Source organism: Streptomyces sp. NPDC056987 (assembly GCF_042673865.1).
In the GTDB taxonomy this organism is placed as follows: domain Bacteria; phylum Actinomycetota; class Actinomycetes; order Streptomycetales; family Streptomycetaceae; genus Streptomyces.
Map to the genome: position 1 here is coordinate 1 of NZ_JBHURV010000075.1, position 14,723 is coordinate 14,723.

Genomic DNA, 14,723 nt, shown 5'->3' on the forward strand with positions numbered 1-14,723 from the left:
GCTCCAGACCGGAAGGAGCCAACGAAGCGGCCAATTCACGGAACACGGTCTCCAAGACCAGCAGCCCCAATCGCCTGCGTGGCCGCGTGGGCCTTGCCTCCGTTATGCGGCTGGTGCCAGCGTAGTTGGCGGTAGATGGAAGGCGTTCTCGAAAGCGATCGGTGATCGTTGTCCGAGGCGGGAGTGTCGGCGTTGGGTGTTGTGGCAGTGGAGCCACCGGAAGGCGTCAAGGCGGGCCTCGTGCTCGCTCGGCCAGCTCTTTCGTCCTTGCAGAGTCTTGCGTTTGAAGGTCGCGTTGAAGGACTCGCCAAGCGCGTTGTCCGCGCTCGATCCGACGGCGCTCATGCTCTGCTGAACCCCCGCTGACCTGCAGGCTTCGGCGAAGGCCCTGCTCGTGTACTGGGCTCCGTGATCGGTGTGCATGATCGATCCCGCGAGACTGCAGCGGGTGCGGATCGCCGCCGCCAGGGCGTCGGTCACGAGTTCGGTGCGCAAGTGGTCAGCGATCGCCCATCCGGCCAGACGGCGCGATGCGAGGTCGATGACGGTCGCCAGGTAGCAGAACTTCCCGCCGTCGATGGGCAGATAGGTGATGTCGCCGACGTACTTTGTGTTCGGACTCCGGGCGGTGAACTCGCGACCGATCAGGTCCGGCGCCTTGGCCACGGCCGGGTCGGCGACGGTGGTGCGGTGTCGGCGGCGCAGGCGGACCCCTTCGATCCCGAACATCCGCATGATCCTCGCGACGCGCTTGTGGTTGACCGTCTCACTGCCTGTCTCGCGGAGCTCGGCGGTGATCCCCGGGACGCCGTAGGTGCCGTCCGACTCGCGATGCACCGCCCGTATCCGCAAGGCGAGCCGGGCATCGGCTGCCTGCCGGGCGGCCCGCTCCGTGGCCGTCGCCCGCCAGTGGTAGAAACTGGAGCGCGCGATGCCGAGGATGGTGTATAGCCGCTTCACGCCGTAGTGGCGCTGGTGGTCGGCGACGAACTGGAAGCGGTTCAGGAGCCCTCAATCAACTACTGCCTGATTTGATCTCGTTGTCATGGTCGGTGATCACCTTTTGCAGGGCTTCGAGTGTGCGTGGTGGGTGCGTCTGTGGAGTGAGTGTGGGGGTGAGGTCGGTTCCTGCGAAGGCCAGCAGTGGCCTGCTCGTCATGGCGTGGTAGCTCAGCGTGTTGCGGTCGTGTCCGAGGATCTTGCCCATCAGCGTCAGGGTGACGGTGTTGCGGCTTCTGAGTAGGGCGACCAAGACGCGGTGGCGGTGGTCGAGGATGCCGAATCCGGGGTTGCGGCCGCGCCGGTCCCGCCCTTCGCTCCGGCGCTGGGCCTCGGCCAGGATCTGGCGGCACGGTTCGAGCTGGAGCACGAACTGGTCGAACTCCTTGCGTGTCAGGCCGGTCAGGACGGGGTGGGTGAGGAGGAAAGTCGCCTCGGCCGGGATCGGCGGCGGTGCTGGCTCGGGTGCGGACCGGGCAGCTTGTGCGGGGTGATCGTGTAGTTCCACTCGCTATGGAACTCGTCACGGGTGACGCGCTCCGTGATCGCTTTGCGGTCGGCCCGGGTGAGTTTGCGGCCGGTGGGGTAGGTGTTCTCGTCAGCGCAGCCTTGACGGTCAGTCCGGTGCGAGTCCGGGTCGACGAGATCGTCTGGATCAGAACTTCGTAGCTGGTCAGGGGGCGCGTGGTCGGTCGGTAACGCGGCGCCCGGCGCGTTTGAGGGGCCAGCCGGCGACTTTGCGTTTGATGACGCGGGGGTTGGACCGGCGGCGTCGTGGTGGCAGGAGGCGTTCGAGGAGTTCAGTGTGGGTGGCTTTGACGGCGCGGGTGAGTCTGCCGGGGGAAAATGCCGCCTGGTCGGTGACCTGGCGGCGCACGACGCGCAGTGAGCGGGTGAAGGAGATCCGGTCCGGGGTCCTGGTCGCCTTGTTGTGCGGCCTGGTGCATCAGGTGCCGGATGGCGTGGTGGACGAGCAGGAAGCCGTAGAGTTCCTGCTCGGCTCCGTCGGGGTGCTGCGAACGCAGTACCAGGTGCGGCCCGCCGAGGTGAGTCTTGATTTCGTCGAGGGTGGACTCGAACTCCCATCGCTGGGCGTAGAGGGCGGCGAGTTCCGCGGCTGGGGCCTTGTCCGGGCCGAGGATCGTGGTGAGGAGCCGGTAGGCGCCCTCGTGGCCGGCGATGGTGTACTCCACCGCGCGTGCCGGCACCCCGCGGCGGGTGTGGTGGATGTCGCTCCGGTCGAAGATCTCGGTGAGTAGGACCCGTCCGGCAATTGCTCGACCACGGGGAGCACGAGGTCTTTGCGGACGCGCCACAGCAGGTCTGCCCCGGTCGCCGCGGCTTCGCGCCACAGGTCCACGCCGTAGAAGCCACGGTCGGCCAGCAGCGGCATCCCCCTGCCGCAGGGACACCAGGATCGGCCGGGCCAGAGCCCGTTCGCCGGTGCGCAGAGATCCGGTCGCGGCGTCGAAGACGGCGTGGGTGCCGCACTCCACCAGGCTGACCATGCGTAACTGCGGGCGGCCGACGTCCTGTTCACGCCGCCCGGAGCGAGGCGGACGGCCGAACGCCTCCACGTTCGCCTTCGTGCCAGGCAGGTCGAACGTGGTGCCGTCGATCGCGGTCAGCCGCCAGTCGCGGTAGAAGGCGCCCTGAGCGTCCGGTGTGGCGACCGGACGGCACACCCACGCGAACAACTGCCGCAGCGGTGCCACGCCCAACCGGGACCTGGCCTTCCAGATCGCCGCCGAACTCGGTACCACCCACGGCGCACGCCAACGCCGAGCGTCCTGCAAACCCGCGGTCAGCAGCCGGGCGACCTACTCATGGCTCTGCCCCGAGAACAGGCACATCGCCAGAACGAATAGACCACCAGCCGGGCCGGCAACAGCCGGTTCCGCTGCTGCACCCGGCCCGTCTCCGCCAACACGTCGTCCACAAGCGACCGAGGAAACGCCTGCGTCAGTACCCCGACCGCGACCCGGTCCGACAGCCGCTGTCGGCGTACGACCTTGTCTGGCTCTGGCAAGATTTTCGTAGCCGGAGATCATCTCGCGAGGACGGTCGGCCGATCCGTATAGCGGGCAGCCTGTAGTTGTGCTCTGTTGAACTATCATGGCTGTTACCGCAGTTGGCCAATGTGCTGGTGCTCTCGGCCGATGTTTCCGATGCTGTTGTGGCGGTCCACGCCCGCACGAGATCCGGTGTTCCAGCGGGATGTACGGGATGCGGCGAGCTCAGTGCGTGGTGTCACAGCCGCTATGTACGGTGTCTCGCCGATGTCACGCTCGGAGGCCGGCCTCTGCGTATCAACTTGTCCGTACGCCGCCTGTACTGCGAAAACCCGGCCTGCTCGAAGGCGACCATCGCCGAGCAGGTGCCCGGACTGACGGTGCGCTACCAGCGGCGCACCCCGCTGTTGCAGCACCTGGTGGAGGCCGTCGGTGTGGTGCTGGCCGGGCGGGGCGGGGCCCGGATGCTGCGGATCCTGAACGTCACGCTCTCGCGGTGCACCGTCCTGTCGCAGTTGATGCGGGTGCAGCTTCCGCCGCTGGTGGCACCCCGGGTGCTCGGGGTGGACGACTTCGCGCTCCACGGCGACACCTACGGCACCCTGTTGGTCGATGCCACCACCCGTCTGCCGCTGACGCTGTGGGAAGGACGCGACGCGGAACAGCTCAGCCACTGGCTCCGTGCCCATCCCGGTGTCGAGGTCGCCTGCCGCGACGGCTCGCTCACCTACCGGCAGGGCATCACGGCTGGCGCCCCCGGCGCCGTGCAGGTCAGCGACCTCTTCCACCTCTGGCAGGGGCTCTCCCGCCGCGTCCAGGACATCGCCTCCGCCCACCGTGGCTGCCTGGCCGCAGCACTGCCCCCGGCCAGTGAATCCGATCCCGCACCGGTCGAGGAGACCTCCGAGGACACCGTGGGGGATACCCGGGCAGGGCGCCATGCCCGAAGGCTGTTCGACGCCGTGCAGGTACTGATCCGCACTGGTCGGAGCCACAGCTCGGTGGCCCGGGAACTCGGCCTGGACCGTCGCACGGTACGCAAATACGCGCGGGCCCGCAGCTGGCAGGAAGTGATGCGCCGGCCGCCTCGCAAACCCTCCACTCTGGACCCCTACCTCGACTACCTGCAACAACGCTGGGACGAGGGGCAGCACAGCGCGAAGATCCTGCACGAGGAACTCCAGACCAAGGGCTACCTCGGGCACTACCAGCGCGTGAAAATGGCCGTCGCACCCCTGCGAAGGGGCCTGCCGCTGGACGAGCCACGTGAGCGACCGCCCTCCCCGCGCGAAGCCGCCCGCTGGATCACTACCCATCCAGGGCGCCGAAGCCCACACATCAACGACCGCCTGCCCCGACTCCTCGACCACTGCTCCGAACTCCGGCACACCCACGACCTGGTCCGCCGGTTCGCCGGCATGGTCGACAACCGTGACGCCACACCCCTGCAAGGCTGGCTCAACGACCTCACGAACAGCGGACTGGCCCCTTTCGCCGGCCTCGCCGGAGCCCTGCGCGAAGACCAGGATGCCGTTGTCCAGGGAATCACCACCCCTTATAACTCAGGGGTCAACGAAGGCCGTATCACCGATGTCAAGCTACAGAAACGCCTGATGGCCGGACGCGCCGGCGTCCCGCTCCTCCGTCACCGCGTCGTCCTGATCGCCCACCTCCGCCGCCGCTATGCGGATCAGCCGACCGTCCTCCCGAGATGATCTCCGGCTACGAAAATCTTGCCAGAGCCACGTTCACGTGTACGCCGACAGCCGCTCACCAAATGACTTCAGCTGACCCGCTCTTGGCATACCAACAACAACGACCGTATTACCCCTAGTGACCTGAGTCGGAGATTCGTCGGCAGTAGGCGGCGACTCTGTCGAGGATCTCGTCGGCGGTCTTCGTCCAGACGAACGGACGGGGTTCGTCGTTCCAGTCGGCGAGCCAGGTGCGGATGTCTCGTTCGAGAGCCTGGACGGAGCGGTGGACACCCCGCTTGAGCTTCTTCTGGGTCAGTTCGGCGAACCACCGCTCCACCAGGTTCAGCCACGACGAGCTTGTGGGAGTGAAGTGCAGGTGGAAGCGGGGGTGTGCCAGCAGCCACTGCTTGACGGCCGGTGTCTTGTGGGTCGCGTAGTTGTCCAGGATCAGGTGCACCTGGCAGCCGGCAGGCACCTCCTTGTCGAGCTTGGCCAGGAACTTCTTGAACTCGACGGCCCGGTGGCGGCGGTGCAGGGAGCTGATCACCTTGCCGGTGGCGACCTCCAGGGCGGCGAACAGGGTGGTGGTGCCGGCACGGACGTAGTCGTGGCTGCGGCGCTCGGGAATCCCGGGCACCATCGGCAGGACGGGCTGGGACCGGTCCAGCGCCTGGGTGAGTAGCCGGGGAGGATTTCACTCCCCGGCTCTCTCAGAACCGTGCGTAAACCTCTCGGCTTACACGGCTCCCATCGTCCAGTCGTGCACGGTTACGGTTTGACGAGTTTCCAGTGAGCGAAGAGTCCAGGGAACCGCCTGGCATGACGACTCAGAGCCTCTCGTGCTCTCGCTCGCTTCCGCTTGAACCGCTTGTACTTGCGGACGAGCCACCGCACCAGATAGTCGTTGATACGGTTGAGGGTGGAGAGCAACACGGACGGGTGGAACCGCCCGAAGTAGTTGATCCAGCCCCGCACGACCGGGTTAATTTCCCGGGCGAGCTCCTCCAGGGTCGTGTCACTACGCAGGTGCAGCCGCCAATGGCGAATCTGCATCCGGATTTGCTTGGCGGCCTCGTTGCTGACGGCCGGATTGAAGCCGAAGAAGTAATCTCCGCGCTTCGTTCGGAGCCTTCGCACGCGAAACCCGTACCCCAGGAACGTGAACGAGGTGTGCTCGGCCGAGCCACGCCGATTCCTGTCCTTGCAGTACACGATGCGGGTCTTGTCCGGATGCAACTCCAGACCCCCGCACTCGGCCAGCCGTCCGCCGATGGCCTGACGCACCTGGTGCGCCTGGACCTCGTTGCGGCAGTGGACCACCACGTCATCGCAGTACCGTTCGAACCGGACGCCGGGGTACTCCCGAGCCATCCACGTATCGAACGCGTAGTGCATGAACAGGTTGGACAACACGGGTGAGACCGCTGAACCCTGCGGGCTACCGCGGTCCCGGGCGAGCAGGCTGCCGTCCGGCTGCTGGAGCGGGGCCTTGAGCCATCGCTCCACATACAGCAGGACCCACCGCTGGTCGGTGTGATGCTTGACCGCCTTGAGGACGAGATCATGATCGAGGTTGTCGAAGAAGCCCCGGATGTCCATATCGATCACCCAGTCCGTCTTCCAGCACCGTTCTCTGCATGCTGCGACCGCATCTAGCGCACTGCGGCGGGGCCGATATCCGTAGGAGTCCGGATGGAACACAGGTTCCACCAGCGGCTCCAGCACCATGGCCACCACCGTTTGCGCGATTCTGTCCGCGACCGTGGGCACGCCGAGGACCCTGACCCCGCGTCCTCCCGGTTTATCGATCTCCACCATCTTGACCGGCGGCGGGAAATAACAGCCTGACGACATACGATTCCACAGCTTGTAGAGGTTTCCCTTCAGGTCCACCTCGAACTGCTCGATCGATTCGCCGTCGACGCCCGCCGTGCCCTTGTTGGCCTTGACCCTCAAATACGCCTCGAACACCAGGTGCTTCGAGATCTCAAACGACTTCGATCCACTCGTCTGGTTCATCCCGGGAACTCCGGTTGGCCACCAAGTAGACCCGGACGACCCGTCCCCTTCGCTCCATCCGCATTACCGGATTTCGCCGCTACTACGAGACGGTCCGCCCCCGTGCCCCGCATCGGTACTCGGCCCCTCGCGGTTTTGTCCGCTTGAGGTTCTCCCTCTCGCCACCGGCCCAACCGGCCGGCAGCAGTATCGGGGCGACAGGTTCCCACGTTCCGCGCAAGAGCCCGGGCCAGGCTCGCGCCGCCTCCATGCCGGACGCCACCTGGGCAGTCAACAGGCTTCCCCCAGACTTGTCCCGGAGCCCAGATCATGCCCCGGTTTCAACGCCAATGAGAAAGATTACGACACGTCATCAGCGGTTCGCTCACGCTCGCCTTCCTGACCCATACCTGACGCGATCACTGCCGCGCCTTTTCCGCAGCGCTCACCACGACCGGCATTTAACCGACGCAGCCTGCGGTGGTTTGGAGCCTCCCCCTGCAGGGCGACTCCGGAGGACCTACCTCCATCTCTTGCACAGCACCGCTTTCAGAAGCTGCTACATCAACACCTCCGTCAGCGTTCGTGGCACACGATCTGCGACTTCTCGTCCACACACAGCACCAGGGCCTTCTCCGGCGGGTCGAGGTAGAGGCCCACGACGTCGCGGACCTTGTCGATGAACAGCGGGTCGGTCGACAGCTTGAAGGTTTGCGACCGGTGTGGGGCCAGCGCGAACGCCCGCCAGATACGGGAGACGGCGGACTGCGACATTCCCGTGGCCGCCGCCATCGACCTGGTCGACCAGTGGGTGGCGTTCTTCGGTGTCTACTCCAGGGTCTTGACGATGACCCGTTCGACATCCGCGTCGGTGATCTTCCGCGGGACACCGGGCCGGGCTTCGTCGCACAGGCCGTCCAGTCCCCGTTCGAGGAATCGCCGCCGCCAGGTGCGGACCGTGTCCGGAGCAATCCGCAGCCGGCGCGACACCTCCATGATCGAGTGCCCTGCGGCGCACTCCAGCACGATCCGCGACCGCTGGGCCAGACCCTGAGCCGTCGTGCGGCGACGCAGCCAGCCCTCCAACACACCTCGTTGGGCATCGGTCACAGACAACGGCGGAATCTTCGGCCCGGGACGACTCATACCGAACCAACGACGAATCTCCGACTCAGGTCACTAGCTTGACTCTGTCGGGGATCTTGAGGATCCCCGGCGGGGCAGCATGATCAACGGGCATGCTCGGCTCTGTTCAAGAACCGATGCAGTTGTCGAGGCGCCCGTTGTCGCTCCACGCCCGTTCTGGTGAGCAAGTCCCTTCTCTGACCGTGCAGATGGCGCGAGCGAGCAACCCGGGCGGTACAACGGCGATGTGGGTGAGAGACCACCTGGGCGGGCTGTGGCGTGACGAGGACTTCGCCGACTGGTACCCGCGCGACGGGAGCCCGGGGCTCTCGCCCGCTCAACTGGCCACCGTGTGTGTGCTGCAGTTCCTGCTCGGTCTGTCGGACCGGCAGGCAGCCGAGGCGGTTCGCTGCCGCATTGACTTCAAGTACGCGATGGCCATGGAACTGGACGATCCCGGCTTCCACCACAGAGTGCTGGCCGACTTCCGCGGCCGTCTCACCGAGGGCGGCCGGGCCGACCGTCTCCTCGACCTCGCGCTCGCGCGCCTGAAGGAGGCCGGTCTCGTCCGCGAACGCACCACCCAGCGCACGGACTCCACCCACGTCCTGGCCGCGGTGCGCGACCTGACCCGGCTGGAATTGGTGACCGAGGCTGTCCGCGCCGCGCTGGAAGAGCTGGCCGGCACCGCTGATCACCTGCTGGCCGGCCTGGTCGGGAAGGAGTGGGGGCGCCGCTACGGCCGTCCGGTCCGTCTGGGCAAGAACCCCACCCGCCCCAAGACCAGGATCCTTGCCACAGGCGGCGACGCCGTCCGGCTGCTGGAGCATGGGGCGGATCGCCTGTCCGGTCCCCGCATCCAGGCCCTGCGGCAGATCATGGTGCAGAACTACTACCGCGACGGTGCCGGCCGTCTGCGCTGGCGCACCGTGGAGGACGGCGGGCTGCCGCCCTCGGCCGTCGCGGTCGTCTCGCCCTACGACCCGACGGCCCGCTACGCGCGCCGCGGACATGTCACCCGCTGGAAGGGGTTCGTCGCGCATCTCACCGAGACCTGTGATCCCGACGGCGTCAATGTGATCACGGATGTGGCCACCACCGACGCCACCGGCTACGACGCGAAGGCTCTGCCCGGCATCCACACCCGGCTGAAGCGCCGCGGGCTGTTGCAGGACGAGCACCTGGTCGACGGCGGCTACACCTCCCTGGTCCATCTGGAGCAGGCGGCCCGGGACCACCAGGTCACGGTCACCGGGGCCACTGCCGGTCAACTCCACTCGCCAGCACCACAAGAACGACGGCTTCGGCCGCGACGACTTCCACACCGACTTCGACCGCCGGCAGGTCACCTGCCCGCAGGGCGAGACCAGCGCGGGCTGGCACGGCCCCTATCCGACCTCCTCGCCCACCGCGGCACCTCTGATCGTGGCGCGGTTCACCAAGAGCCAGTGCCGCCCCTGCCCGGTCCGCACCCGCTGCACGACCACCGCCGACAGCGCCCGAACCGTGGGTTTTCCCCCGCGCGAACTCCGTGACCTGCAACTCCGGGTCCGAGCCGAGCAGCAGACACCCGAATGGAAGGCCCGCTATGCGGTCCGCTCCGGAGTGGAAGGCACCATCAACGAGCTCGCCCACGGACACGGCATGCGCCGCTGCCGCTGCCGCTGCCGAGGACAGCAAAAAGCTCACCTACAGCACGTATTCACAGCCATCGCCGCAAACATCGAGCGCCTCAGCCGACGGCCACCGACCGGAGGAGCACCCCCGTCGCGGCCGCCGACCGCCTTCCAGAACTTCCTGGACCAGCACGGGATCCCCCGGCCGAGGTCTTGGCGGTCCGCCAGAGACTGAGCAGACGACACCAAGATCCCCGACAGAGTCAAGCTAGGACAACCTGAAGTGCGCCACGAAGCGCGACGGAATCGAGTGGAGGTGAAAGGACTCCACCGCTGGGCGGTCGCAGCCGCTCGGTGAAGCTGAGGGCAGTCGCAACGTGAGAACGCACGTGGTGGCGGAAAGCAGCCCTGACAACGTACGGGACAGGTCGGCACTGTCAGACGGCCCGGGTCCGGCAAGCAGCGAGGAGAAGGTGTACGAGAGAAACCGCTGTCTGACGCCCCGTAAGTGTCCCGCTCGGCTCAAACCTGCCGGATATGGGCCGGGTTGCAGCGCGTGACCATCGCTCGTTCGAGTGGTGGTCAACTCCGAAGCAAATTTTTTCGGTCCGGTGGGGAGGGCATGCCGAAAGCCTGCGGCGTAGGCATGGCGAGGCTGTCGGGGTAGGGGCGGGCGCCTCCCTCTGAGGCGTTTCCCGGGGTGTGGACACAGGAGTTCATGCTGCGAGTGTGAGTTTACGTCCTCGCTGCTGTTGCTGTTCGAACTCGGCTGGTGAGAGGTAGTTGAGGGCGCTGTGGCGCCGTTGGGCATTGTAGTAGGTGAGCCACTGGAAGATCTCCAGCCTCGCCTGTCGCACCGTCGAGAACATCCTCTGGTGCATCGTCTCTGTCTTGGGTGCCTGCCAGAACGACTCGGCGAGGGCGTTGTCGTAGCTCGAGTCGACCCGGCCCATGCTCCCGCGGATCCCGAAACCGTCGCAGACCTGCGTGAACGCGGCTGACGTGTATTGCGAGCCGCGGTTTGCGTCGAAATCACACTGTTCACACCGCCGCCGCGCGGCGCCACGGCCATCGTCAAGGCGTCGATGACCAGCTCGGCACGCATGTGGGTGGCCATCGAGTAGCCGAGCACCCGGCGTGAGCAGATATCCAGGACGCAGGCGAGATACAGCCAGGTGTCGCGGACCTGCACGTATGTGATGTCACCGCACCATTTCTTGTCCAACTTGCCTGCCGAGAAGTCGCGTTGAACGACGTCCGGGGGAAGGCGGGGTGAGCCGGTCCGGGACGGTGGTGCGCTTGCGGTGCCGCAGATGGCGTCCCTCGATCCGGTTGAGGCGCATCAGGCGCTCGATGCGCTTGCGGTTGACGGTGTGCCCGAAACCCCGCAACTCGGCATGCACGCGGCGGACCCCGTAGGTGCCCTTGTGCGCGGTGTGGACCTCGCGGATATCGGCGACCAGGGCATCCTCGGCGGCCTGCCGCACGGTGCGGGCCTTCGCGTCGGCGAGCCACTGGTAGTAGCCCGAGCGCAAGACCTGAAGAACCCGGCATATCCGCTGCACGCCGAAGTGGGCGCGGTTGGCGGAGATGAAGTTCCAGCGGCGGGTCTTCACTTCACCTCCCGGGCAAATTCGCGGTTGCCCGACGGAGGATCTCCCGCTCGGGCTCCCACTCCTTCTCCGCCTTGCGCAGCCGGCCGTTTTCTGCCCGTAGCCGGGCCAGTTCCTCGTCCCGGCTCTCCGTGTCCTGCTCACCGCGTCTGCGATCGCGACCGCCGCATACGTGCGCTTCCCGCCCGCCGCGCGGTACAACGCGACGGCGTCATTCCTGAAATCCTCCGGATACGGAGACTTCCGTCCCACCAGGACACCCTTCCTCGGATCTGCAAGTCCATTGTCAGTGTGACCACACCGCCGGGGGCACCTCATGGGTGGGGCCATCCATGAGGCCCATCAGATCAGCTTGTCGATCCAGGTGGTCGGCGTGTTGTCTCTGCTGATCTCGATGTCGAGGCCGTACACGAACTGCGCCGGCCCCTGTCGTTCGATCCAGGTCGCCATATTGACGAGGCCTTGACGCAGGGGTGTCTTCGTCTCGTATCCGAGCAGACGGCGCGCCTTGTCCGCGCTACAGGTGGCGATCGGAACCTCAAGGGGGCGGTCGGGAACGAAGATGGGATCAATATTGAAGCCGAGTATGTCGGCGATTGTTTCAGCGAGGCTCAGAATTGTCTCCTCGCCTTCGTCGGGGCCGATGTTGATCGCTTCACCAACTGCAGCGGCAGAGGTGCCCATGCGTTCAAGGCAGAAGATGACATCCCCGATGAAACTGAAGCATCGGGTCTGCGATCCATCCCCGTAAATGATAGGCTGCTTTCCCAGGAGCATCCTATTGATCATGATCGCGGCGACGTTGCGATACGGGTCATCGAAACGTTGCCGCGGTCCGATTATGTTGTGTGGTATGGCAATGGAATATTCACCGCCATGAATGGTGAAAAGCTTCTCCACGATCAGCTCGGATGAATACTTCGCCAGACCGTAAGGGCTTTCTGGAACAGGCTGCATGTCTTCGGTGAACGGGGAGGTCAACGCGCCGTACCTGGCCATCGAAGAACAGTGAACGAAGCGGCCAACCCCCTGGGCCACGGCGGCAGTCGCCACCTCCACTGTGGCCTGCACGGTGTTCTTGTAAACGAACGCAGGGGAGAACACGCTGAGCCCGTCATACGCCGCGCTCGCACAGTGATAGACCACATCGGTCCCGGATAGCATATCCACGTAGCTGCCACGTTCCAGGCAGTCCGTGACGCGTAACTCGACACCATCGGGTACATTCTCGGGCCGACCACCCTGAAGGTTGTCAATTCCCTGAACACGCCAGCCGTCGTTCCGTAAAAGCTCCGCCACATGACTGCCGAGAAAACCCGCCACTCCAGTCACGAACGCATTGGGCATGCTGCGACCCCTCGTCGTTGAATCCCGGGCGAAATGGAGCCAGGAGTATGATCTCATTTAAAGGATTCCATAGTTGAGTACGCCACGGAACGACGCATCCGACTATTGGCCAATTCTGATCGTTCGCACGGCTGAATATAGGTTACATTCCTCTCTTTCTTGATGCTTTGACCCTCGATCGATCAAGCATTGACCAGACGACCGAAACCTTTGCGCCACGGCGCACGACGGGAGTCGTACGGGCGTAGGCATTCACCGTGGCCGCACTATGTGATGGTTTCCGTGACGGCCCGGTGTCATTGCATGATTGGGATCTGTCTGGGTTCGTCAAGTGAAACGGGACTGTAACGAGTTGGTGCGTGATAGCGGGTGGGGCATGTCTGCCCTGCTCAGGTGCTTGCTTAGTCGGTGATGTTGCGGTCGGAGACGAGGGCCGCGATGGCTTGGTAGGTGTCGGGGAGACGGTTGCGGCGGTGGGTCCAGCGCTGCAGTTGTTTCCAGCGTTTGTGGTCGGCGAGGGCGTGTTCGACGGTGATCCGTTGTGAGGAGTGCTCGTGTCGCTGGCGTTCGTTGTGTTCGAGGAAGGGAAGTGTCGCGCCCGGCCGGAGCTTGCGCGGCTGAGTGAGAGCCTTGCCCCGGTGGTCCCTGCTCAGGCCGAGGTAGCCGTCGTCGAGCAGGACCTGGACCAGGTCGAAGCTATGGAAGCAGTCGGCGATACCGGCCGCGCGGGCGGCGGTGGCGTCGTGCATGCGGCCCGGCCGCAGGGCGTCGGTCCACAGCGTGCGGCCGAGGTGGTCGGCGATGACGGTGGCTTTCATCGTGTTCTGCTTCTTCTTGCCTGACACGAACGCCCGCCGGCCGCCCCGGCCCGCGATGGGCCGGCGGACCTGGACCTCGGTGGCGTCCAGCCGCAACCGGACCCCCTCGACCTGGGCGTAGGCGAAGACGTCTTCCAGGGTCCGCAGTCGCAGTCCGGGCCGTTCCGGGACGGCGCAGCCTCTCCCGGCCAGCAGACGGCGCACCTCACCGATTGCCCGGGTCATGGTGGAACGGTCCACTTCGTAAAGGAGAGCCAGGACCGCGTGTGGGAGATCGTGACGCAGGTGGATGAGTGTGGCGACGAGCCGGTCCACGAACACCAACTGATGCCTGGCACCGGCTCCCGGCGCCCGCTTCCTCGCACCGCCCCGAGCTTGGTGTCGGCGGCCTTCAACTGCGACCACCCACGGCCGAGCCAACTCGGCAACCAGCGACGACAGATGACTCCTCGAGACACCTGTGAACAACGGGTGTGCCAGGACCGAACGATCCACCGTGCCTTCCACCAGCAGAGCATGCCCACCCGCTATCACGCACCAACTCGTAAGACCCTGTCCTATGTGGTGATCGCTCGTTGAGCTGTGCATGGGGCGGGGTGCGTGGAGGTTGGATTGTTCCGGACGGGCTGTGGGAGATCGCGAAGCCGTTGATCCCGCCGTCGAAGGTGCGTGCGCAGGGTGGCGGGACGCGGGACACGCCTGATGAGACGCTGTTCGCGGCGATCGTCTACGTGCTGGTGAGCGGCTGCGCCTGGCGGGCTCTGCCGCCGTGCTTCGGGATCTCGAAATCCACCGCTCACCGCCGCTTCGTGATCTGGTCCAGAGCCGGCCTCTGGGGTCGGTTGCACGAGGCCGTCGTCGACCGCATCCACGAGTGCGGCCTGCTCGACCTCTCCCGCGTGGTCCTCGACTCCGCCCACGTACGGGCGAAAAAAGGGGCGAACTCACAGGTCCGAGCCCCGTGGACCGGGGCAAGCCCGGTTCCAAGATGCACATCCTGTCCGACGCGAACGGACTGCCCCTGGTCGTCGGCGTCTCCGCCGCCAACACCCACGACAGCCAAGGACTGAAACCCATGGTGGCCGGTCTCCAAACGAGACACGACCCCGAAAACGGCTGGCATTACCAGCCCGGAAAACTGCACGCAGACAAGGCATACGACATCCCTGACCTGCGAAAATGACTTCGCCGTAAACGCATCGGTGTGCGCATCGCGCGCAAAGGCATCGAATCCAGCGAGCGGCTCGGCCGTCGTAGGTGGGTGATCGAGCGGACCATGTGCGCCACGAGGCGCTCTGTTTGTATCCCCGGCTCAGCCGGGAGGAACTCGGAAGGAGGTTTCTGGGCCGAATGACTTACCTGGATCCGAAAGGCGAAGGGGACAACAGCATGTCAGAAAACCAGTGACCGGGCTCAGTTGTCAGGGACGGTGTGCTGGGCGGCCCGCGCGATATGGCGAAGACTGGATTGTTTGAAGCCCAATCTCCAGAAGATGCAA

General features: G+C 65.6%; 8 protein-coding genes and 6 pseudogenes. 4 read left to right on the forward strand and 10 right to left on the reverse strand.

What is annotated here, in order from left to right; genetic code table 11:
• Window positions 1-102 precede the first annotated feature (102 nt).
• From ACFTZC_RS41450 to ACFTZC_RS41465, 4 genes and pseudogenes are all read right to left on the reverse strand, one after another.
• Window positions 103-1,008 (reverse strand): annotated as a pseudogene (locus ACFTZC_RS41450) (IS3 family transposase); the annotation flags it as partial.
• Between the two features lie 7 nt (window positions 1,009-1,015).
• Complete coding sequence (locus ACFTZC_RS41455; RefSeq protein WP_382899254.1) at window positions 1,016-1,507, reverse strand: hypothetical protein; 492 nt, start codon at window positions 1,505-1,507, stop codon at window positions 1,016-1,018.
• Between the two features lie 292 nt (window positions 1,508-1,799).
• Window positions 1,800-2,714 (reverse strand): transposase, encoded by a 915-nt coding sequence (locus tag ACFTZC_RS41460; protein ID WP_382899259.1) that lies wholly within the window; start codon window positions 2,712-2,714, stop codon window positions 1,800-1,802.
• An 89-nt stretch (window positions 2,715-2,803) separates the two neighbouring features.
• On the reverse strand, window positions 2,804-3,028 hold the full coding sequence (locus tag ACFTZC_RS41465) for a transposase domain-containing protein (protein WP_382899256.1): 225 nt from the start codon (window positions 3,026-3,028) through the stop codon (window positions 2,804-2,806).
• A gap of 117 nt (window positions 3,029-3,145) precedes the next feature.
• Here ACFTZC_RS41465 and ACFTZC_RS41470 point away from each other — a divergent pair, with 117 nt between their 5' ends.
• Window positions 3,146-4,726 carry an ISL3 family transposase gene (locus ACFTZC_RS41470; protein WP_382899261.1) on the forward strand — a complete coding sequence of 527 codons (1,581 nt, stop codon included), beginning with the start codon at window positions 3,146-3,148 and terminating at the stop codon, window positions 4,724-4,726.
• Between the two features lie 115 nt (window positions 4,727-4,841).
• On the opposite strand, the pseudogene ACFTZC_RS41475 reads toward ACFTZC_RS41470, so the two are convergent.
• The 3 genes and pseudogenes from ACFTZC_RS41475 to ACFTZC_RS41485 all read right to left on the reverse strand — a co-directional run.
• Window positions 4,842-5,381: pseudogene (locus ACFTZC_RS41475) on the reverse strand (IS630 family transposase); the annotation flags it as partial.
• A gap of 95 nt (window positions 5,382-5,476) precedes the next feature.
• Window positions 5,477-6,727 carry a group II intron reverse transcriptase/maturase gene (gene ltrA / locus ACFTZC_RS41480; protein ID WP_382899257.1) on the reverse strand — a complete coding sequence of 417 codons (1,251 nt, stop codon included), beginning with the start codon at window positions 6,725-6,727 and terminating at the stop codon, window positions 5,477-5,479.
• Window positions 6,728-7,300: 573 nt separating this feature from the next.
• Window positions 7,301-7,852 (reverse strand): annotated as a pseudogene (locus tag ACFTZC_RS41485) (IS630 family transposase); the annotation flags it as partial.
• Window positions 7,853-8,076: 224 nt separating this feature from the next.
• Between ACFTZC_RS41485 and ACFTZC_RS41490 the strand changes: the two are divergent.
• A pseudogene (locus ACFTZC_RS41490) lies at window positions 8,077-8,304 on the forward strand (transposase); the annotation flags it as partial.
• A gap of 787 nt (window positions 8,305-9,091) precedes the next feature.
• Entirely contained in the window at window positions 9,092-9,682 is a 591-nt protein-coding gene (locus ACFTZC_RS41495) for a transposase (RefSeq protein WP_382899263.1), read from the forward strand.
• A gap of 481 nt (window positions 9,683-10,163) precedes the next feature.
• Here ACFTZC_RS41495 and ACFTZC_RS41500 read toward each other — a convergent pair.
• From ACFTZC_RS41500 to ACFTZC_RS41510, 3 genes and pseudogenes are all read right to left on the reverse strand, one after another.
• Window positions 10,164-11,312 (reverse strand): annotated as a pseudogene (locus tag ACFTZC_RS41500) (IS3 family transposase).
• A 90-nt stretch (window positions 11,313-11,402) separates the two neighbouring features.
• On the reverse strand, window positions 11,403-12,407 hold the full coding sequence (locus ACFTZC_RS41505) for an NAD-dependent epimerase/dehydratase family protein (RefSeq protein ID WP_382899258.1): 1,005 nt from the start codon (window positions 12,405-12,407) through the stop codon (window positions 11,403-11,405).
• A 401-nt stretch (window positions 12,408-12,808) separates the two neighbouring features.
• Window positions 12,809-13,720 carry a transposase family protein gene (locus ACFTZC_RS41510; RefSeq protein ID WP_382899265.1) on the reverse strand — a complete coding sequence of 304 codons (912 nt, stop codon included), beginning with the start codon at window positions 13,718-13,720 and terminating at the stop codon, window positions 12,809-12,811.
• 91 nt (window positions 13,721-13,811) lie between these two features.
• Here ACFTZC_RS41510 and ACFTZC_RS41515 point away from each other — a divergent pair.
• Window positions 13,812-14,504 (forward strand): annotated as a pseudogene (locus ACFTZC_RS41515) (IS5 family transposase); the annotation flags it as partial.
• Window positions 14,505-14,723: the final 219 nt, after the last annotated feature.

Bases quoted from the DNA above. Each gene is read 5' to 3' on its own strand.
- ltrA (WP_382899257.1), bottom strand. From the start codon at position 6,727: ATGAACCAGACGAGTGGATCGAAGTCGTTTGAGATCTCGAAGCACCTG.
- ACFTZC_RS41505 (WP_382899258.1), bottom strand. From the start codon at position 12,407: ATGCCCAATGCGTTCGTGACTGGAGTGGCGGGTTTTCTCGGCAGTCAT.